General features: G+C 63.8%; 15 protein-coding genes. 12 read left to right on the forward strand and 3 right to left on the reverse strand.

Annotation, left to right across the window (positions count from 1 at the left end; genetic code table 11):
• The 9 genes from dnaA to RA164_RS00045 all read left to right on the forward strand — a co-directional run bounded on the left by dnaA (position 1) and on the right by RA164_RS00045 (position 10,603).
• Positions 1–1,338 (forward strand): chromosomal replication initiator protein DnaA, encoded by a 1,338-nt coding sequence (gene dnaA, locus RA164_RS00005; RefSeq protein ID WP_329741943.1) that lies wholly within the window; start codon positions 1–3, stop codon positions 1,336–1,338.
• A gap of 259 nt (positions 1,339–1,597) precedes the next feature.
• Positions 1,598–2,698: a DNA polymerase III subunit beta gene (gene dnaN, locus RA164_RS00010; protein WP_329741944.1), complete on the forward strand. Its 1,101-nt coding sequence runs from the start codon at positions 1,598–1,600 to the stop codon at positions 2,696–2,698.
• A gap of 90 nt (positions 2,699–2,788) precedes the next feature.
• Positions 2,789–3,859 (forward strand): DNA replication/repair protein RecF, encoded by a 1,071-nt coding sequence (gene recF / locus RA164_RS00015; RefSeq protein ID WP_329741945.1) that lies wholly within the window; start codon positions 2,789–2,791, stop codon positions 3,857–3,859.
• Positions 3,860–4,001: 142 nt separating this feature from the next.
• Complete coding sequence (gyrB, locus tag RA164_RS00020; RefSeq protein WP_329741946.1) at positions 4,002–6,419, forward strand: DNA topoisomerase (ATP-hydrolyzing) subunit B; 2,418 nt, start codon at positions 4,002–4,004, stop codon at positions 6,417–6,419.
• A 344-nt stretch (positions 6,420–6,763) separates the two neighbouring features.
• Positions 6,764–8,065 carry a tetratricopeptide repeat protein gene (locus tag RA164_RS00025; RefSeq protein ID WP_329741947.1) on the forward strand — a complete coding sequence of 434 codons (1,302 nt, stop codon included), beginning with the start codon at positions 6,764–6,766 and terminating at the stop codon, positions 8,063–8,065.
• A gap of 207 nt (positions 8,066–8,272) precedes the next feature.
• Positions 8,273–8,932: an energy transducer TonB gene (locus RA164_RS00030; protein WP_329741948.1), complete on the forward strand. Its 660-nt coding sequence runs from the start codon at positions 8,273–8,275 to the stop codon at positions 8,930–8,932.
• A gap of 48 nt (positions 8,933–8,980) precedes the next feature.
• Positions 8,981–9,748, forward strand: coding sequence for a MotA/TolQ/ExbB proton channel family protein (locus RA164_RS00035; RefSeq protein WP_329741949.1), 768 nt, complete (start codon positions 8,981–8,983; stop codon positions 9,746–9,748).
• Positions 9,749–9,759: 11 nt separating this feature from the next.
• Positions 9,760–10,188 carry an ExbD/TolR family protein gene (locus RA164_RS00040; RefSeq protein WP_329741950.1) on the forward strand — a complete coding sequence of 143 codons (429 nt, stop codon included), beginning with the start codon at positions 9,760–9,762 and terminating at the stop codon, positions 10,186–10,188.
• A gap of 37 nt (positions 10,189–10,225) precedes the next feature.
• Positions 10,226–10,603, forward strand: a complete 378-nt coding sequence (locus RA164_RS00045) for an ExbD/TolR family protein (RefSeq protein WP_329741951.1) — start codon at positions 10,226–10,228, stop codon at positions 10,601–10,603.
• Between the two features lie 122 nt (positions 10,604–10,725).
• Here RA164_RS00045 and RA164_RS00050 read toward each other — a convergent pair whose 3' ends face one another.
• A complete protein-coding gene (locus RA164_RS00050; RefSeq protein WP_329741952.1) occupies positions 10,726–11,469 on the reverse strand; it encodes a pyridoxine 5'-phosphate synthase in 744 nt (247 codons plus the stop codon).
• A 45-nt stretch (positions 11,470–11,514) separates the two neighbouring features.
• Positions 11,515–12,132 carry a 4'-phosphopantetheinyl transferase family protein gene (locus RA164_RS00055; protein ID WP_329741953.1) on the reverse strand — a complete coding sequence of 206 codons (618 nt, stop codon included), beginning with the start codon at positions 12,130–12,132 and terminating at the stop codon, positions 11,515–11,517.
• 98 nt (positions 12,133–12,230) lie between these two features.
• Between RA164_RS00055 and RA164_RS00060 the strand changes: the two genes are divergently transcribed.
• From RA164_RS00060 to RA164_RS00070, 3 genes are all read left to right on the forward strand, one after another.
• Positions 12,231–15,716 (forward strand): hybrid sensor histidine kinase/response regulator, encoded by a 3,486-nt coding sequence (locus RA164_RS00060; protein WP_329741954.1) that lies wholly within the window; start codon positions 12,231–12,233, stop codon positions 15,714–15,716.
• A gap of 209 nt (positions 15,717–15,925) precedes the next feature.
• Entirely contained in the window at positions 15,926–20,620 is a 4,695-nt protein-coding gene (locus tag RA164_RS00065) for a glutamate synthase-related protein (protein ID WP_329741955.1), read from the forward strand.
• Positions 20,621–20,631: 11 nt separating this feature from the next.
• Positions 20,632–22,095, forward strand: a complete 1,464-nt coding sequence (locus RA164_RS00070) for a glutamate synthase subunit beta (protein WP_329741956.1) — start codon at positions 20,632–20,634, stop codon at positions 22,093–22,095.
• Positions 22,096–22,270: 175 nt separating this feature from the next.
• Here RA164_RS00070 and RA164_RS00075 read toward each other — a convergent pair whose 3' ends face one another.
• A complete protein-coding gene (locus tag RA164_RS00075) occupies positions 22,271–22,942 on the reverse strand; it encodes a response regulator transcription factor (RefSeq protein ID WP_329741957.1) in 672 nt (223 codons plus the stop codon).
• Positions 22,943–23,044 lie beyond the last annotated feature (102 nt).

Genomic DNA, 23,044 nt, shown 5'->3' on the forward strand with positions numbered 1-23,044 from the left:
ATGAGTGATTTGTGGCGGCGCTGCCTGGAGCGTCTTGAAGGCGAATTGAGCGCCGAGGATCTGCACACCTGGCTGATGCCGCTGCAGGCCCGCGAGGACGAGACCGGGTTGCAGCTCTTCGCGCCCAACCCCTATACCCTGGATACCGTGCGCGACCGTTACCTTGCGCGCATCGAGGACGTGCTCAGCCAGTTGACCGGACAGGCACAGTCAGTGCGGCTGGATGTAGGTTCCAGCGCACGCGCCACGCCGGGCAAACCCGCGGCCGCGACAACCGCACCGCGCACCCAATCGTCATCGACGGCGGCTACGCCGTTCCCGCACAACCTCGACCCGCATTACACCTTCGAAACCTTTGTCGAGGGCAAGTCCAATCAGCTCGGCAAGGCGGCAGCCATGCAGGTGGCGCAGAACCCTGGGCGAGCCTACAACCCGCTGCTTCTGTATGGCGGCACCGGCCTGGGCAAGACCCACCTGATGCACGCAGCCGGCAACCTGATTCGCCAGCACAAGCCCGATTGCAAGGTGTTGTACCTGCGCTCGGAACAGTTCGTGGGCGCCATGATCGAGGCGCTGCGTACCAAGAACATGGATGAGTTCAAGCGCCGCTTCCGCTCGGTCGACGCGTTGCTGATCGACGACATCCAGTTCTTTGCCGGCAAGGACACCACCCAGGAAGAGTTTTTCCACACCTTCAATGCGCTGTTCGAGTCGAAGCAGCAGATCATCCTGACCTGCGACCGCTACCCCAAGGAAGTGGACAAGCTCGAGCCCCGCCTGAAGTCGCGCCTGGGGTGGGGCCTGTCGGTGGCGATCGAGCCGCCGGACTTCGAGACGCGCGCAGCCATTCTGCTGGCCAAGGCGCACGACAAGGGCGTGGCGGTAAGCGAGGACGTGGCGATGCTGCTGGCCAAGCGCATCCGTTCCAACGTGCGCGATCTGGAAGGAGCGCTCAACACCCTGGCCGCACGGGCCAACTTCTACGGCAAGCCGATCACCACCGCTTTTGCGGAGGAGACCCTGCGCGACCTGCTGGCGACCCATGCACAGGCGGTCACGGTACCGAACATCCAGAAGGTCACCGCGGACTACTTCAACGTGCGCCTGCAGGATCTTCTGTCCAAACGCCGCGTTCGTTCGCTGGCCCGTCCGCGACAGATCGCGATGGCGTTGTCCAAGGAACTTACCGACCACAGCCTGCCCGAGATCGGCGAAGCCTTCGGTGGTCGCGACCACACCACCGTGCTGCATGCCTGCCGCACGATCAAAAAGTTCTGCGAGACCGATACCCGCATGCGCCAGGACTGGGAGCAGCTGATCCGGATTCTGACCGGCTGACCGGTGTCGCAGGATCGGCAATGGGCATAAAGCATTGAACGAAACCGGGGTAAGCTGTGGATAATAGGTGGATGGATGAGCCTCTCGATTTATCCACAACTGGCGCACAGCTTCCGGACCCGTCAAGGCACAGCCTTTTTTTTGAACAATTTGTTGATTCTAAACGAATTATTCTGAGATAAAAGTTATCCACCGTGCCTAAAACAACCACCATAACTTCTTTAAAAAACAGAACAGCAGTGTAGGGGACGCGCATACCATGCAATTCAGCATCCAACGAGAAGTCCTGCTCAAGCCGCTTCAGCAAGTTGTCGGTGTCGTGGAGCGTCGACAGACTCTGCCTGTACTGGCCAACCTGCTCGTGCGGGTCACCGATGGACGCCTTTCGCTGACGGGTACCGACCTGGAAGTCGAGATGGTGGCAACCACCGATGCGGAGAAGCTTGAAGAAGGCGACATCACCATTCCGGCCCGCAAGCTTTTCGATATCGTGCGTGCGCTTCCAGATGGTGCCCGCATCGACCTCAAGCTCAACGGTGATCGCGTGGCATTGAATGCCGGTCGTAGCCGTTTCACGCTGGCGACGCTACCGGCCAGCGAGTTTCCGACCATCGACGAAATCGAACTGGTCGAGAAGGTTGCCTTGCCGGAAGAAGTGCTGCGCGACCTGATGGAACATACCGCGTTCGCCATGGCGAACCAGGATGTCCGTTATTACCTCAACGGCATGTTGCTCGATCTGCAGGAGCACACCCTGCGCTGCGTCGCTACCGACGGCCACCGCCTGGCCCTCAAGGAAACCCAGCTGGACAGCTCGGTCTCCGCGCGTCGACAGATCATCATTCCACGCAAGGGCGTGAACGAGCTGATCGGTCTGTTCGAAACGGGCGATGGCCAGGTCGAACTGGAGTTCGGTCGCAATCATCTGCGCGTACGCCGTGGCGACGTGGTGTTCACTTCGAAGCTGATCGACGGGCGTTTCCCCGACTACGAAGCCGTGATCCCGCTGGGTGCCGACAAGCATGCAACACTCGACCGCGAAGTACTTCGTGGTGCACTTCAGCGCGCAGCGATTCTTTCGAACGAGAAATACCGTGGCGTGAAGCTCGAATTGTCGCCCGGCAAGCTGAAGATCGTGGCGCATAACCCGGAACAGGAAGAAGCCGTCGAAGAAGTCGAAGCCGATACGGTGGTTTCCGATCTGGCCGTGGGCTTCAATGTCGGTTACCTGCTGGATGCACTGTCCGCTCTGAACGGGGAAAAGGCACGACTCAGCCTGCGCGACGCGCAATCGAGCTGTCTGGTGCAGGAAGAGGAAGGTGCCGAAGCTCGCCACGTGATCATGCCGCTACGTCTCTGATCGTTGACGTGTCATCCCTCAGGCTTCACACCAAACCAAGACGCCGGGACCATCGAGGCCCCGGCGTCGTCTTTTGCGGATGTCGTCCGGATGCTGCTTGAACGGCTGAAGGTACAAGGGCTGCGCTGTCTTGCCGACCTGGACCTGTCACTTGAGCCGGGGGTGCAGATGCTTGTGGGCCCCAACGGTGCGGGCAAGACCAGCGTGTTGGAAGCGGTTTACCTGCTTTCGCATGGCCGCTCGTTCCGCACCGGATCACGCGATGCCCTGACGCAGCGTGGCGCGACCGAACTCCACGTTTTCAGCGAGTGGCGAGGCGAGGATGGTTCGCGCTCACGGCTTGGCCTGGGGCGTAACGGAAATCGGTGGCAGGCGCGCCTGAATGGGGAGACGGTGCCTCTAGGCGAGTTGATCCAGGCGTGTGCGGTGGTGTGTTTCGATCCGGGATCGCATGCGCTGATTGCCGGTGGTGCCGAAGAGCGTAGGCGGTTCATCGATTGGGGCGTGTTCCACGTGGAACATGACTTTCTCGTGATATGGCGGCGCTATCAGCGCGCATTGAAACAACGAAACGCACTGCTTCGTGAAGGCGCGATCGATGACGATGCGTTGTTCCTGCCTTGGGAGCATGAGCTGGCCGAGACCGCTCGTGTGCTCGACGCATGGCGGCGAAGATATCTCGACATGTTGCGGCCCCGTATCGAGACGCACAGTAGGGCGCTGTTACCGGAACTGGGTACGCCGGTGCTGCGTTATCGCCCGGGTTGGCCTGAAGAGCGAAACTTGGCCGAGTTGCTCTCAACCCAGCGCGTCCGCGACAGGGCCCGTGGGCATACATCGTACGGAGTACATCGCGCGGACTGGAGCATGGCCTACGATGAAGCTCCGCTACGCGAGCATCTATCGCGTGGGCAGGAAAAGCTCGTGGCACTGACCTGTCTGATGGCGCAGGCGAATCTGATGGCCCTGGACCGTGGCTACTGGCCGTTGGTGTGCCTGGATGACCTGGCATCGGAGCTGGATCGACCGCATCAGGAACAGCTCCTGCAATCGCTGCAGCATAGTGGTGCCCAAGTTCTTATCACGGGGACGGATGTTCCTCCATCGCTCGATACGAATACAGCGCGCGTGTTCCACGTGGAACACGGAACCATCAGCTGATTCAGGGGAGCAAAGCCCTGTGGACGGGTTGGGGGTCAGCCCCTGAGTGGGTATCCGCGCCTGCTATAATGAAAAGCTACGCCCGTGTCTATCCCGGCAGGATTTGCCGAGGAGGGACGATGACGCCAGGATCCGTCGACGCATGAACGAAAACCAGTACGACTCGAGCAATATCAAGGTTCTCAAGGGCCTGGAAGCGGTACGCAAGCGCCCCGGCATGTATATCGGCGACACGGACGATGGCACCGGCCTGCACCACATGGTGTTCGAGGTTGTCGACAACGCGATCGACGAGGCACTGGCCGGGTATTGCGACCGTGTGGTCGTGACGATCCATGACGACGGTTCGGTCAGCGTGAGCGACAACGGCCGCGGCATACCGGTTGATATTCATCCGGAAGAAGGGCGCTCGACTGCAGAAGTGGTCATGACCGTGCTGCATGCCGGCGGCAAGTTCGACGCCAACTCCTACAAGGTCTCCGGCGGCCTGCACGGCGTCGGCGTCTCGGTGGTCAACGCACTCAGTGATCACCTGTGGCTGACCATCCATCGTGACGGGCATGAATATCAGCAGGAATACGCGCTGGGCGAACCGCAATACGCACTCAAGCAGGTACAACCCTCGACCCGCCGCGGGACCATCGTCCGCTTCCTGCCCAGCCCGCAGACGTTCAGTCAGACCGAATTCCACTATGACGTGTTGGCCAAGCGCCTGCGCGAACTGGCCTTCCTCAACTCCGGTGTCACGATCGAGCTGAAGGACGAGCGGGGCGAGCAACGCGCCGACATCTTTGCGTACGAAGGCGGCATTCGTTCCTTCGTGCAGCACCTGGCGCAGATGAAGACGGCATTGCATCCGAATGTGATCAGCCTGAGTTCCGAGCAGGACGGCATCACGGTCGAGGTCGCAATGCAGTGGACCGACTCCTATCAGGAGACGATGTTCTGCTTCACCAACAACATTCCGCAGCGCGACGGCGGTACGCACCTGACCGGGTTCAGGGCGGCGCTGACCCGCTCGCTGCAGAACTACATCGAGAAGGAAGGGCTGGCTAAGAACGCCAAGATCACGCCCACCGGCGATGACATGCGCGAGGGTCTCATCGCGGTGCTGTCGGTCAAGGTGCCTGATCCGAAGTTCTCCTCGCAGACCAAGGACAAGCTGGTTTCTTCGGAAGTGAAGACAGCCGTGGAGCAGGCTGTCGGCGAAAAGCTGGGCGAATTCCTGCTGGAGCATCCGAACGAGTCCAAGGCCATTGCCTCGAAGGTGGTGGATGCCGCGCGTGCCCGCGAGGCTGCACGCAAGGCCCGGGAGATGACCCGCCGCAAGGGGGCCCTGGATATTGCCGGGCTGCCCGGCAAGCTGGCGGACTGCCAGGAAAAGGATCCCGCCTTGTGCGAACTGTTCCTGGTCGAGGGCGACTCGGCAGGCGGTTCGGCCAAACAGGGCCGGAACCGCAAGTATCAGGCCGTGCTGCCGTTGAAGGGCAAGATCCTCAACGTGGAGAAGGCCCGCTTCGACAAGATGCTTTCGTCGGCCGAGGTGGGCACCCTGATCACCGCGCTCGGCACCGGTATCGGCAAGGAAGACTACAACCCGGACAAGTTGCGCTATCACCGCATCGTCATCATGACCGACGCCGATGTGGACGGTTCGCACATCCGCACGCTGTTGTTGACCTTCTTCTACCGGCAGATGCCGGAGCTGATCGAGCGTGGCCATGTCTATATCGGTCTGCCGCCGCTCTACAAGTTGAAGCAGGGCAAGCACGAGCTGTACCTCAAGGACGATGCGGCACTGAACGCCTACCTGATCTCCAACGCCGTGGATGGTGCCGAACTGGTGGCCGATCCGAACGCACCGGCGATCACGGGTGAAGCGCTGGAGAAACTGCTGCGCGACTACCAGACGGCGCTCGACCAGATCGAACGCCTTGGGCATCGCTTCGATGCCAGCGTTCTTGGCGCCTTGCTGGAGCATGCGCCGATAACCTCGACACTGTGGACCGATACCGGCGCCATGCAGGCATGGCTGGATGGCCTGGCGAAAAAGCTGGCCAGCAGTGGCCTGGGCAAGCCGCGTTACCGGCTGTCGTTGCGGCATGCGCAGGACGAGCAACCCACGGCCATCGAGGTGGTACGCGAACAGCATGGCCTGAGCCATACGCTACTGCTGCCGCAGCCGTTCTTTGCCGGCAACGAGTTCCGTTCGATCCTCACCGTCAGCCAGGCACTCGACGGACTGGTACAGCAGGATGCCGTGGTCCGGCGTGGCAATGCATCACGCGGCGTGACGCGCTTCTCCGAAGTCCGCCAGTGGCTGCTCGACGAGGCGAAGAAGGGCCGCAGCATCCAGCGCTTCAAGGGCCTGGGCGAAATGAATCCCGAGCAGCTGTGGGAAACCACGGTGAATCCGGAAACCCGCCGCATGCTGCAGGTCGGCATCGAAGACGCCTTTGCCGCGGACCAGATGTTCTCCATGCTGATGGGTGAAGCGGTCGAGCCCCGCCGCGACTTCATCGAGGCGAACGCGCTGAAGGTCGCCAACCTCGACATCTGATCACGCTGGCCTGCATGCCCATCCGGATCGTCATGTCCGGATGGGCATCAAAATCAGTGTTGAAGTGAGCAATCGGCGCACCGATCAAGCACGTAAATGTATGAATGCATTAATGTGCTCTCATGCGGTCACAGTCGTGCCGACAACCCCGTTCAAGTCACTGGCGATGCAGATCCAACGCTGTGCGGGGAAAAAATGCGCGTGCGTATGGTCTTTGTGTTGCAAGTATTTGATTTGCTTGGTCCTCAATGTCGCGCTGCGACTTGTTATAAGGCGTCAGCTCGGGTTAATCTCCAAGATCCCCTGCACACTTCGTGCATGACACCCGAACACAGAGGAACGCCATGAAACACGCTCCCCTTACCCTGATGCTGACCAGCGCGGCACTAGCCCTGGCGCTGGGCAGTACCCCGGTACTGGCTCGCAGTCACCATGACGAGTCGAAGGCGAAAGCGGCGTCGCTCTATCCCAATGCCACGCGCAAGGCCCCCAAGCTGGACCTCACCAGCGAGAAGGAATCCAAGGCACTCAACGCCGGTCTCCAGGCCGTGAACGCTGGCGACAAGGCCAAGGCCACCCAGCTGCTGCAGCCGATCATCGATGGCAGCAAGAGCAAGTACGCGAAGGCGCTGGCACTGCAGGGCATGGCCAGCATCAGTTACAACGCCGGTGACGTGAAGGGCGCGATCAAGCTGCTGCAGCAGTCGCTCGCCGACGGCGTCATGCCGAACGACACCTACTTCCAGCTCGAGTACGAGTTGGGCCAGTTCTACATGGCCGACCAGCAGTACCAGAAGTCGATCGACACGATCGAGCAGTGGCGGGCCCAGGGCAAGCGCGAGACCGCCGAGTCCTATGCGCTGGAAGGTAACGCCTACTACCGCATGCAGAAGTATCCCGAGGCCATCGCCGCGATCAAGAAAGCGGAGTCGATGAGCACAAAGCCGGAGCCGACGTGGAACGAGATCCTGATGGCCAGCTACTCCGAATCGGGGCAGGGCGATCAGGCCATCAAGATCGCCGAGCAGCAGCTGGCGGCCAACCCCAGCGACCAGACCGCGCTGAATAACGCGGTTACCGTTCTGATGCAGGCGCAAAAGTATCCCGAGGCCATCAAGGTGCTGGAGCAGGCGCGCGCCCAGGGCAACCTCAAGAGCGAGAAGCAGTACATCAACCTGGCTAAGATGTATCTGATCACCGGCCAGAATTCCTCGTCCGATCCCAAGCCGTATGCCGACAAGGCGATTGCCGTGCTGAACGATGGCATGAGCAAGGGCGTGGTCACCTCGACCGCCGCCAACTACACGCTGCTGGGCGACGCTGCACTGATCGGTGGCGAGAAGGCCAAGGCGCTGGCTGCATACAAGAAAGCCATCCCGACGGCCCAGGATGGCGAGGCTGCTGTGCGTGCTGGTCAGGTCATGCTGCTCGACCACCACTACTATGACGCCAGGAAGCTGATCAAGCAGGGCATCGACAAGGGTGGCCTGAAGCACACCGGCACCGCTTACATGATGCTGGCCGAAGCATATCGCGGCATGAAGGACAAGCCGGATGCGATCGCTGCGGTACGCAAGGCTGAGCAATATCCGGAAACCGCAAGCAAGGCCAAGGCATGGCTCCAGAAGGCCCATGTAGGCCGCTAAAAAGCGTTCTGGCGAGGTAAGATCGGTGGGGCAGGATAGACGTCCATTTGAATGCCCCATCGACGCTATACAAACGCCATGTGCTGTTGTACCGTTGGTAATCTCCCGCATTGTCCAGTGGCAAATGTCATCCCTTGGGACAGACCTTTGCCGTCGGGTGCTGCGACCACGTCATTCCCTTGACTAGCTCCTGATCGAAAGTGACAGATGGCCTCAAGTAACGAAGATACCGGCGCCAAGCCGTTCAGTTGGGGACGCACGATCGCGTTAGCGTTCGCGTTTGCCCTGCACGGGTTCGCCTTTCTGGTGCTGCTTGCCCCTGCCGGTCCGCCCTCGGCCGCCAAGGCGAAGAAAGAGCAGATCACGCAGGTGAGCTTCATCGAGCCGCCGCCGCCGCCGCCGCCGCCGCCGCCGCCGCCGCCGGAGCCGCCCAAGCAGCCGCCGCCGAAGATCATCCACCAGGTGATCCCGCCGCCGCAGCCGCCGCCGCCTGCCCCGCCGCCGCCGGTGACCGAGCAGTCGAACAATGCGGTTGCCGCGCCGCCGCCGGCACCACCGGCACCACCGGCACCGCCGACCGATATCACGGCTAGCCAGGACATCAGCTACAACAGCCGGCTGCAGCCTCGCTATCCTCCACAGGCCATCCGTCAGCGCCATCAGGGCGTGGTGACCCTGCTCATTCTGGTTGGTGTCGACGGCAAGCCGAAAGACATCAAGGTCGAACAGTCCAGCGGTTACCGCGAGCTGGATCGTGCGGCCATTGAAGCGGCCCGTAGATGGCGCTTCAATCCTGAGATGAAGAACGGCCAGAAGGTCGAGGGCTACGTACGCGTACCCGTCAATTTCAATCTAAGCCAGCTGTAATCCACCACGTTTACTACTGTTCACGCTTGACTTCCCAAGGGTAGCGTTATGTTCTTCCAAGACACTCCTGTTTCGTCCCCCGCCGCAGGGGCCAACTCCGCCGCCGCTGCCATGCAGCAGATGGGCGTCGGCCAGTTCCTTCGCCACGAAGATCCGCTTGGCTGGATCGTGGTGATCACGCTGTGCCTGATGTCGATCTCCTCGTGGTACTTCATCATTGCCAACGCCATTCGTAATTCGATGGTCAAGAGCCGCGCCGACAAGGTGATCAACGGCTTCTGGAACAACCCGTCCACGCAGGACGCGATTCGCGAACTCGAAGCCCAGCCCAAGGGCGAACCGTTCTCCAAGATCGCACTCGACGCGGCTTCCGCCGTGGCCCATCACCAGCAGGCATCGGCCCAGGCCACTGCCACCGGTGGTCGTCTGGCCGAGTCGCTGAGCCGCTCCGAGTTCGTCGACCGCGCGCTGCGTCAGGCCGTGGATCGCGAAAGCCTGCGCCTCGAAGGTGGCATGACCCTGCTCGCCACGGTGGGTTCGGCTGCACCGTTCGTGGGTCTGCTCGGTACGGTGTGGGGCATCTACCACGCCCTGATCCGCATTTCCGCTTCGGGCAATGCCTCGATGGAAGCGGTGGCTGGCCCGGTGGGTGAGGCGCTGATCATGACCGCGTTCGGTCTGTTCTCCGCGATCCCGGCCGTGTTCGCCTACAACTTCTTCACCCGTTCCAACCGCCTGACCTACGCCCGTTTCGACGAGTTCGCGCACGACCTGCACGACTTCTTCGCCACTGGCTCGCGCGTCGAAGGCAAGTGAGGTACTGACCCATGGCCATGAGTACCGGAGGTGGCGGCGGTTCAATGTCCGACATCAACGTCACGCCGCTGGTCGACGTGATGCTGGTGCTGCTGATCATCTTCATGATTACTGCACCGCTGATGTCTCACACGGTTGTCGTCAAGCTGCCGACCACGACAGCAGTGAAAACCGAAAAAGCTACCGACAACCGCCCGGTGGATCTGGCTATCAAGGACGATGGCAGCACGTACCTCAACGACAATCCGGTGACCGAAGCAGAGTTGAAGGCTAGGTTCGCCGTGTTCGCGAGCATGTCGCCGCAGCCGGAGCTGCAGATCCGCGGTGCCAAGGACACCCAGTGGAAAATCATCCGCAAGGTCCTTGGTGAAGCGAAAAATGCGGGACTGGTGCACGTCGGCTTCATGACGACCCACCCTGCTGCGCAGGTCCAGGAGTAAGCCGATGGCCATGAGCGGAAGCAGTAAGAAAGGGGCCATGGCGGACATCAACGTCACGCCGTTGGTGGACGTGCTGCTGGTGCTGCTGATCATCTTCATGATCACGGCACCGATAGTTACGCAGAAGGTCAAGATCGACCTGCCGCAGCCCAACCCGAACGTGCACCAGCCTGACAATCCGAAGGCGCCGATCCACCTGAAGATCGATCAGGGTGGTCAGCTCTACTGGAACGACACGCCGGTCGACGAGCTGGGCATGCGGGCGCAGATGGCAGTGATCGCCCAGGAAACCAACCAGCCGGAGATCCAGATCTACGGCAACGACAACGTGGCTTATGAGTACGTTGCCGAAGTACTGGCCGATGCCAAGAGCTACAACCTGACCAAGATCGGTTTCACCGACAACGGTCAGTAAGCGCGCAAGCGCTGCATCCAAGCGTTACCCGCAACAACCCCCGCCTGGTGCGGGGGTTGTTGTTTGTGTATTCGGAAAAAAAGTGCGACGTAGAATGTGGCGACCCGTCGCATACAGCGAACTCAGGAAAGTATCTGCAGATAGCTGCGCACCGTGTTGGCAAGGCCGTCGTACAGGGCTTCACCGATCAGCGCGTGACCGATGGAAACCTCGGCCAGACCGGGGATCGCGGCGCGCAGTGTGCCCAGGTTGGCCTGGCTCAAGTCATGACCTGCATTGACGGCCAGCCCGGCCTGTTGCGCACGCCTGGCGGTATCCACACAGCGTGCCAGTTCGCTGCGCGCATCACCGTCGGCAAATGCCTGGGCAAAGGGACCGGTATAAATCTCAACGCGTTCGGCGCCAATCGCGACCGCATGGGCGAAGTCGACTATCCCAGCGTCGACAAACAGGCTCACGCGACAACCCAAGGTGCGCAGCTCCGCCACCAACGGGCGCAGACGCTCGGCATCGCGTTCCAGGTCGAATCCGTGATCCGAGGTCAGTTGTCCATCGCTGTCGGGTACCAGGGTGACCTGGGTCGGCCGCACTTCGCGGGCGAGTTCGATCAGCCCGGGGTAACTGCCGCGGGGCGCGGCAAAAGGATTGCCCTCGATGTTGTATTCCACCCGACCGCGCACAGCCACGGCGAGTGCGCGCACGTCGTCGGGACGCACGTGCCTCTGGTCGGGCCGTGGATGCACGGTGATGCCGCCACAGCCGGCCTCGATACAGGTCTGTGCCGCGCGAATGATGTCCGGTTCGGCATCGCCACGCGAATTGCGCAGCACGGCGATCTTGTTGAGATTGACGCTGAGCAGGGTCATGACGGTGAGTGGCGACCTTTGCGATGGCCGCCCACAGTGCGCCGTTCAGCCCCTCTCGGCAAGTGTCATCGATCGAATGCGGCGCGGAGGCCCGCGCCAGGCCAGCGTGCCGACGTGCGCGGAGTCGCAGGCAAGCGGGTGGACCTGCCAGGCGCTTGCAGCGTCCTCGTCCAATCGAAGCAGACGCAGTGGCTCCGGCAGGACGGTGAATTCCAGCCGGTCGAGGCCGAACGCGAGCCCTCGTCCGGTCGCCTTGAGCACGGCTTCCTTGGCGGTCCACAGCGCGAGGAATGCGGGGTCAAGCAACGCGGGTGCGAGCCGGGCCAATGCCAGGGCTTCGGCAGTACTAAAGAAGCGGTGCGCGAGATCCAGGCTGCGTCGGCGCGGGCGCAAACGCTCCAGATCGATACCCGGGCGGATGCCGCGCGCCACGGCCACTACGGCACGGTCGCCACTGTGCGACCAGTTGAAATACAGACCGGCGTGCGGTGGAGCCAGTTCGGGGCGGCCATGGGCATCGTCGTGCAGCACCAGTGCATCGGCAGGCTCGTCCAGGTAGCTCGCCAGGATCGCGCGCAGAGGCGCACGGCCCAGCTCGCGCCGGTAGCCGAGCCACCAGACGTGAATCTCGTCATCGCCAAGGGGCTCTGTTACTTTCTGCAAGGTTGGTCACCGCTCGCGCACATGGCTGCATGCTGCCGGACGGGGGCGACTAGGTACAAGCGTGATGGGCCGTGGGTCGATCCGGGGAGAGCGCACACTTGATCGCCGGCTGGGTATTGCTGCTGGTTTCCGTTCTGTATGTTGGCCTGTTGTTCGGCGTGGCATTCGTGGGCGACCGGCGCCCGTTATATCCGCGTCAGCCGAAACTGCGGCCCTACGTATACGCGCTCGCGCTGGCCACCTACTGCACGTCATGGACGTTCTACGGGGCGGTCGGCACTGCGGCCCGTTCCGGACTGTCCTATCTGCCAATCTACCTAGGACCGGCCCTGTTGTTCCTGGTCGGCTTCGGACTGATGCGCCGGCTGGTGCGCGTGGCGACACGGCGCAACATCACCTCGATCGCCGACTTCATCGGCGCCCGCTTCGGCAAGTCACACGGGCTGGCTGCGCTGGTAGCGGCGATCGCCGTGGTGGCAGTCGTGCCCTATCTAGCACTGCAGTTGAAAGCCATCGCGATGTCATTCGCGGTGCTGCATGGCAGCTCGGCGCTTCCAGTGACCGGGACCAGCACCGATACGGCATTGTGGTGCGCTTTGTTGCTGGCCTTGTTCGCGATCCTGTTCGGCACGCGCAGCATCGATGCCAGCGAGCATCATCACGGCCTGATGCTGGCGATCGCCCTGGAAGCGCTGATCAAGCTGCTCGCCTTCGTGGCGCTGGCCTGGTACGCGTACCAGCACGGGCCGAGCATGGCCCGCATGATGCAGTTGCCGCTGCAGCATGCCGGTCAGGTGGTGGAGCCGGCCTTCATCGCGCAGACCCTGCTCGGGTTCTGTGCCGTGTTCTGCCTGCCAAGGCAGTTCCAGATCGGCGTGGTGGAATGCGAGGACGCCGATGACGTCGGTCACGCACGCTGGCTGATCCCGCTCTATATGGTCATCATCAGTGTCGCGGTGCTGCCGCTGGTGGCGGCCGGCACCATGCTGCCGCGGGTGAGCGATGGTGCGCCCGATGCCTGGGTGCTGAACCTGCCGATGGCCTACGGCAACCATGGCATGGCCCTGCTGGCGTATATCGGCGGGTTCTCGGCCGGAACCGGCATGGTGATCGTGGCGGCGGTGGCCTTGTCCATCATGGTCAGCAATGACCTGGCGATGCCGTTGCTGTTGCGCATCCGGCGCTTGCAACTGGAACAGCGTAGCGATCTGTCGCAGCTGCTGCTGCGGGTGCGGCGCTGGTCGATCGTGGCGCTGGCCCTGATGGCATACGCCTATTACCGGGTGGCTGCGGATGTCGAAAACCTGGCTGCCACCGGACTGTTGTCGCTGGCGGCGGTTGCCCAGTTCGCGCCCGCGATCGTGGCGGCACTGTACTGGCGTGGAGCCAGCCGCCGTGGCGTCATGCTCGGTCTGAGCGTGGGCTTTGCGGTATGGGTCTATACCTTGCTGCTGCCGGCGATGGATCACGCCGCCCCCTGGCTGCGCAGCGGTCCGCTGGACATAAGCTGGCTGCGACCGCAGGGCTTGTTCGGCACCTGGGGCTGGGATCCCGTGCTGCACTGCGTGTTCTGGTCGCTGCTATTCAACGTCGCCTGCCTGGTGTTCGTGTCGCTGCGCTGGCGGCCGAGTCTCGAGGAACGCCTGCATGCGGCCATGTTCATCGACCCGTATGCGGCCAGCCGCATGGGCGCCGGCGATTGGCGCGGCCGCGTGCGGGTCGCGGACCTGCGCACTATCGCCGAGCGGATCATCGGCGTGCGCGGTACCCAGCGCGCCTTCGAGGAATATGCGCGCCGCCGCGGCAAGCCGCTGCAGCCCGGAGAGGCCGCCGAACGTGCCCTGATCCAGCGCACCGAGCGGCTGATGGCTGGTGCGGTGGGGGCTGCCAGCGCACGCCGCATCCTGATGGGCGTGCTTTCCGGTTCGGGCCTCGACGTCGCCGAGGCAATGGCGCTGATGGATGAGGCTTCGCAGGAACTGCGCTTCAACCGCGAACTGCTGTCCACCACACTGGAAAACGTCACGCAGGGTATCAGCGTGGTCGATGTGGACATGCGGCTGGTGGCATGGAACCGACGCTACCTGGAGCTGTTCGACTATCCGGACGGCATGGTCTACGTGGGCGTGCCGGTGGCCGACCTGATCCGCTGGAATGCCGAGCACGGTGAATGCGGGCCGGGCGAGGTGGAGGCGCATGTGGCCAAGCGCATCGGGCACATGCGGGCGGGTTCGCCGCATCTGTTCCAGCGCATTCGCCCGGATGGCAGCACCATTGAGATGCGCGGCCGGGCGCTGCCGGGTGGCGGCTACGTCACCACCTATTCGGACGTGACCGCCTACAAGCATGCCGAGCAGGCGTTGATCGAGGCCAACGAGACGCTGGAGCAGCGGGTGGAACGACGTACCGCCGAACTGAGCGAGGCGCTGGCCGCCACCGCGCAGGCCCGGCGCGTGGCCGAGGCCGCCAACGTGTCGAAGACGCGCTTCCTGGCCGCGGCCAGCCACGACCTGCTGCAACCGCTGAATGCGGCCCGGCTGTTCACTTCCGCGCTACGCCAGCATCCGGGCCTGGACACCGAGGCGACGCAGCTGGCCGAGCGCATCGAAGTGTCGTTCCGCGCCGCCGAAGACCTGCTCGACGCGCTGCTCGACATCTCGCGCCTGGATACCGGCAGTTACCGGCCCGAAGTCAGTGCGGTGGCGTTGTCAGACATCTTCGAGTCGCTGCGCGCACAGTTCGCCGTGGTGGCCGAACAGCGCGGCCTGCGCCTGCGCGTGGCTGGCACGAAACTGGCGGTGCGCAGCGACCCGCAGCTGTTGCGGCGGATTCTGCAGAACTTCGTCTCCAACGCCTTGCGCTATACCCGCAGCGGCAGCGTGCTGATGGGCGCACGTCGTGTGGGGGAAGAGGTCCGAATCGAGGTATGGGACACCGGTCCGGGCATACCGGCGGAGCAGCAGGCGCGTATCTTCGGGGAGTTCCAGCGGCTGGAACGACCCTCGCCCTGGGGCGAAAAGGGCCTTGGGCTGGGCCTTTCCATCTGCGACCGCATTGCGCACATGCTCGGACACAAGCTCGGTCTGGCCTCACGTGAAGGTCATGGCAGCCGGTTCTCGGTGACCGTGCCGCGAGGCATGGCCGAACCGCGGGCCGCGCACGTGGTCCGCGGGATGGGGCCGTCGACCGAACCATTGTCACTGACGGTACTTTGCCTGGATGACGACGCGGCCATCCTGGACGGCATGCGTGCCCTGCTGGGGCGCTGGGGTGTGGATTGCCGGACCGCCGGCAGCCTGGCCGAGGCGCAGGCCGAACTGCACAAGGGTCCGGTCGACCTGATTCTGGCGGACTACCACCTGGGTGCGGACATCGACGGCTTCCAGGCCCTGAACGAACTCAGTCGTACGTTCGTTCCATTGCCCCCGGCGGCACTGATCACCGCCGACGGCAGCAGCGAGCTGAAGCAGCGGGCCCGTGCCCAGGGTTATCCGGTGCTGCACAAGCCGGTGCGTCCGGCGGCGCTGCGCGCGTTGCTGACGGCTCTCTCGCGGCGGCAAGCGACCCAGGACAGTCCGCGCTGAAGAAACATCGGCTATGGGTCGATGCGTCGTGGGCATAGTCTTCCAGCTGGACGTCCAAACCTCCAAATTTCCAGATGACAAGCTTGGCCGTCCAGACTTATATACGTCTATACAAAGACTAGTTCGTCGAATTGCTTGCCTTTCTGTTGCGGCGCACTATAGTCGGGAGTATTGCTTGTAGTCTTGCGTGCTTCCGGGGAGAGGAAACAATGGGCCAGCCACCTGCGCAGGGTCTCTACGACCCACGCCATGAACACGACGCCTGTGGCGTGGGTTTTGTCGCCCATATCAAGGGGCGCAAAAGCCATACGATCATCCAGCAGGGGCTGGCGATCCTGCGCAACCTGGACCACCGCGGCGCGGTGGGAGCCGACCCGCTCATGGGCGACGGTGCCGGCATCCTGATCCAGATTCCCGACCAGCTGTATCGCGAAGAGATGGCCCTGCAGGGCGTGACCCTGCCGCCGCCCGGCGAATACGGCGTGGGCATGATCTTCCTGCCTAAGGAAGAGGCATCGCGGCTGGCCTGTGAACAGGAGCTCGAGCGCAAGGTCCGTGCCGAGGGCCAGGTCGTGCTGGGTTGGCGCGACGTGGGCGTGGACAGCGAGATGCCGATGTCGCCCACGGTCAAGGCGCGCGAACCGATGATCCGCCAGATCTTCATCGGTCGTGGTCCCGACGTGATGGTGCCCGACACGCTGGAGCGCAAGCTGTACGTGATCCGCAAGACGTCCAGTCATGCGATCCGTGCCTTGAAGCTGAAGCATGGCAAGGAATACTTCGTCCCCTCGATGTCCACCCGCACGGTGGTCTACAAGGGGCTGCTGCTGGCCAACCAGGTCGGCCGCTACTACCTCGACCTGGCCGATCCGCGTGCCACCTCGGCGCTGGCGCTGGTGCACCAGCGGTTCTCGACCAATACCTTCCCCGCCTGGGAGCTGGCGCACCCGTACCGCATGGTCGCCCACAACGGCGAGATCAACACGGTCAAGGGCAACGTCAATTGGCTGAATGCGCGTACCGGGGCGATCGCCTCGCCGGTGCTGGGCGACGACCTGCCCAAGCTGTGGCCGCTGATCTACCCCGGGCAGTCCGATACCGCTTCGTTCGACAACTGTCTGGAGCTCCTCACCATGGCCGGCTATCCGCTGGCCCATGCGATGATGATGATGATTCCCGAGGCGTGGGAACGGCATACCTTGATGGACGAAAGCCGCCGCGCCTTCTACGAGTACCACGCGGCGATGATGGAGCCGTGGGACGGCCCCGCCGCGCTCGCCTTCACCGATGGCCGCCAGGTCGGCGCCACGCTGGACCGCAACGGCCTGCGCCCGGCGCGCTATCTGGTTACCGAAGACGACCTGGTGATCCTGGCCTCCGAGGCCGGCGTGCTGCCGGTGCCCGAGTCCAGCATCGTCAAGAAGTGGCGGTTGCAGCCGGGCAAGATGCTGCTGATCGACATGGAGGCCGGTCGCATCATCGACGACCGCGAACTGAAGGACCAGCTGGCCAACTCGCGGCCGTACAAGCAGTGGATCGAACGGATCCGGATCAAGCTGGAAGATCTTTCCGTCGCACCGGTGGAAACGCACGCTAGCGACAGCCTGCTCGACCGCCAGCAGGCCTTCGGCTACACCCAGGAAGACATCAAGTTCCTGTTGCTGCCGATGGCCCAGGCCGGCGAGGAAGCGATCGGCTCGATGGGCAACGACGCACCGCTGGCGGTGCTGTCGGGCAAGAACAAGCCGCTGTACAACTATTTCCGCCAGCTGTTCGCCCAGGTCACCAATCCGTCGATCGACCCGATCCGCGAACAGCTGGTGATGTCGCTGGTGTCCTTCATCGGGCCCAAGCCCAACCTGCTGGACATCAACAACATCAACCCGCCGCTGCGCCTCGAAGTGCCGCAACCAGTGCTGGGCTTCGCCGAGATGGCGAAGATCCGCAAGATCGGGCGTTACTCCAAGGGCAAGTTCCGCAGCTTCACTCTCGACATCACCTATCCCGCCGCATGGGGCAAGGCCGGTATCGAGGCGCGGCTTGCCTCGCTGTGCGCGCAGGCGGTGGACGCCATCGCGCAGGGCAACAACATTCTGGTCGTTTCCGACCGCGCGGCCGATCGGGAGCGGGTGGCGATCCCCGCCCTGCTGGCCACCTCGGCGGTACACCTGCATCTGGTCGAGAAGGGCCTGCGCACCAGCACCGGTCTGGTCGTGGAAACCGGCTCGGCGCGCGAGGTGCATCACTTCGCCCTGCTTGGCGGTTACGGTGCCGAAGGCGTGCATCCGTACCTGGCGATGGAGACGCTGGCGCAGCACCACGCGCAGGTGCCGGGCGGGATCAGCCCCGACAAGGCCATCGCCAACTACGTCAAGGCGATCAACAAGGGTCTGCAGAAGGTGATGTCCAAGATGGGCATCTCCACCTACATGTCCTACACCGGCGCGCAGATCTTCGAGGCGGTGGGTCTGAACCGCGAGCTGGTGGACAACTACTTCACCGGCACCACGTCCAGCATCGAGGGCATTGGCCTGTTCGAGGTGGCTGAGGAAGCGCTGCGCATGCATGCCGCCGCCTATGGCGGCGACCCGGTACTGGCCGAAGCGCTCGATGCCGGTGGCGACTATGCCTGGCGCGTGCGCGGCGAAGAACACATGTGGACGCCGGACGCGATCGCCAAGCTGCAGCACGCCACCCGTGCCAACAGTGCGCGCACCTACGAGGAATACGCACGCATCATCAACGAACAGAGCCGCCGTCACATGACCTTGCGCGGCCTGTTTGAATTCCGCACCGATCCAGCGGCCGCGATTCCGCTGGAGGACGTCGAGCCGGCCAGCGAGATCGTGAAGCGGTTTGCCACCGGCGCGATGTCGCTGGGCTCGATCTCCACCGAGGCGCATGCCACCCTGGCGGTGGCGATGAACCGTATCGGCGGCAAGTCCAACACCGGCGAGGGCGGCGAGGACGAAGCGCGCTACCGCAACGAACTGCGCGGCATTCCGATCAAGGTGGGCGATACCCTGGCCGGCATCATCGGCAAGGAGCGCATCGAGAGCGACATCGCACTGGAGCCCGGTGATTCACTGCGTTCGCGGATCAAGCAGGTGGCCTCCGGCCGCTTTGGCGTCACGGCCGCCTACCTGGTGTCGGCCGACCAGATCCAGATCAAGGTGTCGCAGGGGGCCAAGCCCGGCGAGGGCGGTCAGCTGCCCGGTCACAAGGTGTCCGAATACATCGCCAAGCTGCGCTTCTCGGTGCCCGGTGTGGGCCTGATCTCGCCGCCGCCGCATCACGACATCTATTCGATCGAGGATCTGGCCCAGCTCATCCACGACCTGAAGAACTGCAACCCCGACGCCTCGATCTCGGTGAAGCTGGTTTCCGAGGTGGGCGTGGGCACGGTGGCTGCAGGCGTGGCAAAGGCCAAGTCGGATCACGTGGTGATCGCCGGTCACGACGGCGGTACCGGTGCCTCGCCGTGGTCGTCGATCAAGCATGCCGGCACGCCGTGGGAACTGGGCCTGGCCGAAACCCAGCAGACACTGGTGCTGAACCGTCTGCGCGGACGCATCCGGGTGCAGGCCGACGGCCAGATGAAGACCGGCCGCGACGTGGTGATCGGCGCCCTGCTCGGTGCCGACGAGTTCGGTTTCGCCACCGCGCCGCTGGTGGTGGAAGGCTGCATCATGATGCGCAAGTGCCACCTCAACACCTGCCCGGTGGGCGTGGCCACGCAGGACCCGGTGTTGCGTCGACGCTTCGCCGGCAAGCCGGAGCACGTGGTCAACTATTTCTTCTTCGTCGCCGAGGAAGTGCGCAGGATCATGGCGCAGCTCGGCATCGCCCGTTTCGATGACCTGGTCGGTCGTGCCGACCTGCTGGACACCCGTGCCGGCATCGAACACTGGAAGGCAAAGGGGCTGGACTTCACGCGCGTGTTCCATCGTCCCGACGTACCGGCCGGGGTGGCCTGGCGTCACCTCGAGGAACAGGAACACGGTCTGGGCCACGCGCTGGATCACGTGCTGATCGAGAAGGCGCAGCCGGCACTGGAACGTGGCGAGAAGACCCGCTTCATCGTCGACGTGCGCAACGTGAACCGCACCGTGGGCACCATGCTCTCGGGCGAGGTGGCGCGTCGTCATGGTCATGCCGGCCTGCCCGACGAGACCATCCACGTGCAGCTGAACGGCACCGCCGGGCAGAGCTTCGGCGCTTTCCTTGCCCGCGGCATCACGCTGGATCTGGTCGGTGACGGCAACGACTACGTCGGCAAGGGTCTGTCCGGTGGCCGCGTGATCGTGCGCTCGCCGAACGATTTCCACGGCTTCGGTCCCGAGCACATCATCGCCGGCAACACCGTGCTGTACGGCGCCATCGATGGCGAAGCCTATTTCAACGGCGTGGCCGGCGAGCGCTTCGCCGTGCGCAACTCCGGCGCCTGCGCGGTCGTCGAAGGCGTGGGCGACCACGGCTGCGAGTACATGACCGGCGGCACGGTGGTGGTCCTGGGCGAGACCGGGCGCAATTTCGCGGCCGGCATGTCGGGCGGTGTGGCGTACGTGTACGACCCGCACGGAACCTTCGAGCGCAAATGCAACCTGGCGATGGTGGCGCTGGAACCGGTGCTGTCCAGCGTCGAGCAGGAACTGCGCATTCCTCGCCAGCACTGGCATACGCCGGTACGCGGCGGGGTGGCGACGACCGACGAGGCGATCCTGCGTCAGCTGCTGGAAGCGCACTTCCGCCACACCGGCAGTTTCCGCGCCAAGGAGATCCTGCACGACTGGCGCGTGGCACGCGCCCGCTTCGTCAAGGTCATGCCGAACGAGTACAAGCGCGCGCTGATCGAAGCGAAGAGCGACGCGGTACTGGAATCCACCGAGAAGGCCACCGCCTGAGGAGCACACTGATGGGCAAGATCACCGGCTTTCTCGACCACCCGCGTCAGCATGAAACCAGCGAGGCGCCGCCGCAGCGCAAGCGACACTGGCACGAGTTCGTGCGCGAACTCGATGACCAGGCCGCGCAGCTGCAGGCCGCCCGCTGCATGGATTGCGGCATTCCGTTCTGCCACAACGGCTGTCCGGTCAACAACATCATTCCGGATTTCAACGACCTGGTGTACAAGCAGGACTGGAAGCGTGCGCTGGACGTGCTGCATTCCACCAACAATTTCCCCGAATTCACCGGACGCATCTGTCCCGCGCCATGCGAGGCGGCCTGCACGCTGAACATCAACAGCGATGCGGTGGGCATCAAGTCGATCGAGCACAAGATCATCGATCGCGGTTGGGAAGAAGGCTGGATCGAGCCGAAGCTGCCCGTGCAGCGTACCGGCAAGCGCGTGGCCGTGGTCGGCTCAGGGCCGTCCGGGCTGGCCGCCGCACAGCAGCTGGCACGCGCCGGGCACGACGTCACCGTGTTCGAGAAGAGCGACCGCGTGGGCGGGCTGTTGCGCTACGGCATTCCCGACTTCAAGCTGGAGAAGTCGCACATCGACCGCCGTACCGAGCAGATGCGCGGCGAAGGCGTGCAGTTCCGTACCAGCGTTTTCGTCGGCAACGCACACGATGCGGCGGCCTACGGCGAGGTGGAGACGGTAACTCCGGCGCAGTTGCGGCAGGACTTCGACGCGGTGGTGATCGCCGGCGGTGCGGAAAACCCGCGTGATCTGCCGGTGCCCGGCCGTGAGCTGGCCGGTGTGCATTTCGCGATGGATTTCCTGCCGCAACAGAACCGCGTGGTGGCCGGCGACGTGCTCGACACGCAGATCCACGCGGGCGAAAAGCACGTGGTGGTGATCGGCGGTGGCGACACCGGTTCGGACTGCGTCGGCACGTCCAATCGCCATGGCGCCGCCACGGTCACCCAGTTCGAGCTGCTGCCGCAACCGCCGAAGCAGGAAGACAAGCCGCTGGTATGGCCTTACTGGCCGCTGCGTCTGCGCACTTCCAGCTCGCACGAGGAAGGCTGCCAGCGCGACTGGGCGGTTGCCACCAAGCGCTTCAACGATGACGGCAAGGGTCGCGTGAAGAGCCTCACCGCGGTACGCGTGGCCTGGCAGGACGGCAAGATGAGCGAAGTCGCCGACAGCGAATTCGAGATTCCGGCCGACCTGGTGCTGCTGGCGATGGGCTTCGTCTCGCCGGTGCAGAAGGTACTCGACGCCTTTGGCGTGGAGCGCGATGCGCGCGGCAACGCCAAGGCGTCCACCGAGGGCGCGGGCTGCTACCGCACCAGCGTCGACAAGGTATTCGCCGCAGGCGACATGCGGCGCGGCCAGTCGCTGGTGGTGTGGGCCATCCGCGAGGGCCGGCAGTGCGCCCGGGCGGTGGACGAGTTCCTGATGGGAGCCTCGACGCTGCCGCGTTGAGTCGGTCCTGCGAGTGTCGGCGCGCTGGCGGGCTGATTGCCGGCGACCGGGCACGGATGGCTTCCGATGCGGCCGGGTCATGCGGTCTGACCATGTAGTCAGGTCAGGATGATCCGGCGCATCGCATGCCCATGGCCGCTTTCACCAACGCAGGCCATGCGATCGAGGTCGTGACTCAGTCCTCGTCGGCAGGCAGCGGCGGTACGGCATCCTGGTCGACGGCGAGCTGACTGGCGAGCAGTGCGACCTGGGTGCGGTTGTTCACGCCCAGCTTGCGCATGATTGCGGTCATGTGCGCTTTCACGGTGGCTTCGGACACGCCCAGGTCCCAGGCGATCTGCTTGTTGAGCAGGCCTTCGGCGATCATCGTGAGCACACGGAACTGCTGCGGGGTGAGCGTGGCGATGCGTGCTGCCGCGTCGGCTTCGTCCGGCTGCAGGGCCTGGTGGCCGCCGAGCAGTTGCGGCGGCAGCCAGGTGTCGCCATCGAGCACGTGACGGATCGCCTCGGCGATGGTGCTGCCGTCGGTGGACTTGGGAATGTAGGCGGCGGCGCCGTGGGCCAGCGCGCGTTTGGCCACAGCCGGTTCCTCGTGGCCGGAAACCACGATGATCGGCAGTCCGGGGTACTGGCCGCGGATGTGTGCCAGCGCGGAGTAACCGCGGGCGCCTGGCATGTGCAGGTCGAGCAGCAGCAGATCGGCGTCGGGGTAGCGCTCGATCAGGCTCATCAGGTTGTGCACGTCGTCGGCCGCATGCACGCGTGCCTGTGGCAGCGCGCCCAGCACGGCGCGCTGCAGGGCGTCGCGGAACAGTGGATGGTCGTCGGCAATCAGGACGTCGGGCATGGGGGAGGAGGAGCCGCTGGGGATCAGTGTGGCGAGGGCTGCATCGGCGGCGCCTCGCCACGTGTCTCTGGATGTGCTGTTCTAGCTGAGTTCGTCCGGATG

Source organism: Dyella sp. A6, from assembly GCF_036320485.1.
Taxonomy (GTDB): Bacteria; Pseudomonadota; Gammaproteobacteria; order Xanthomonadales; family Rhodanobacteraceae; genus Rhodanobacter_A; species Rhodanobacter_A aluminiiresistens.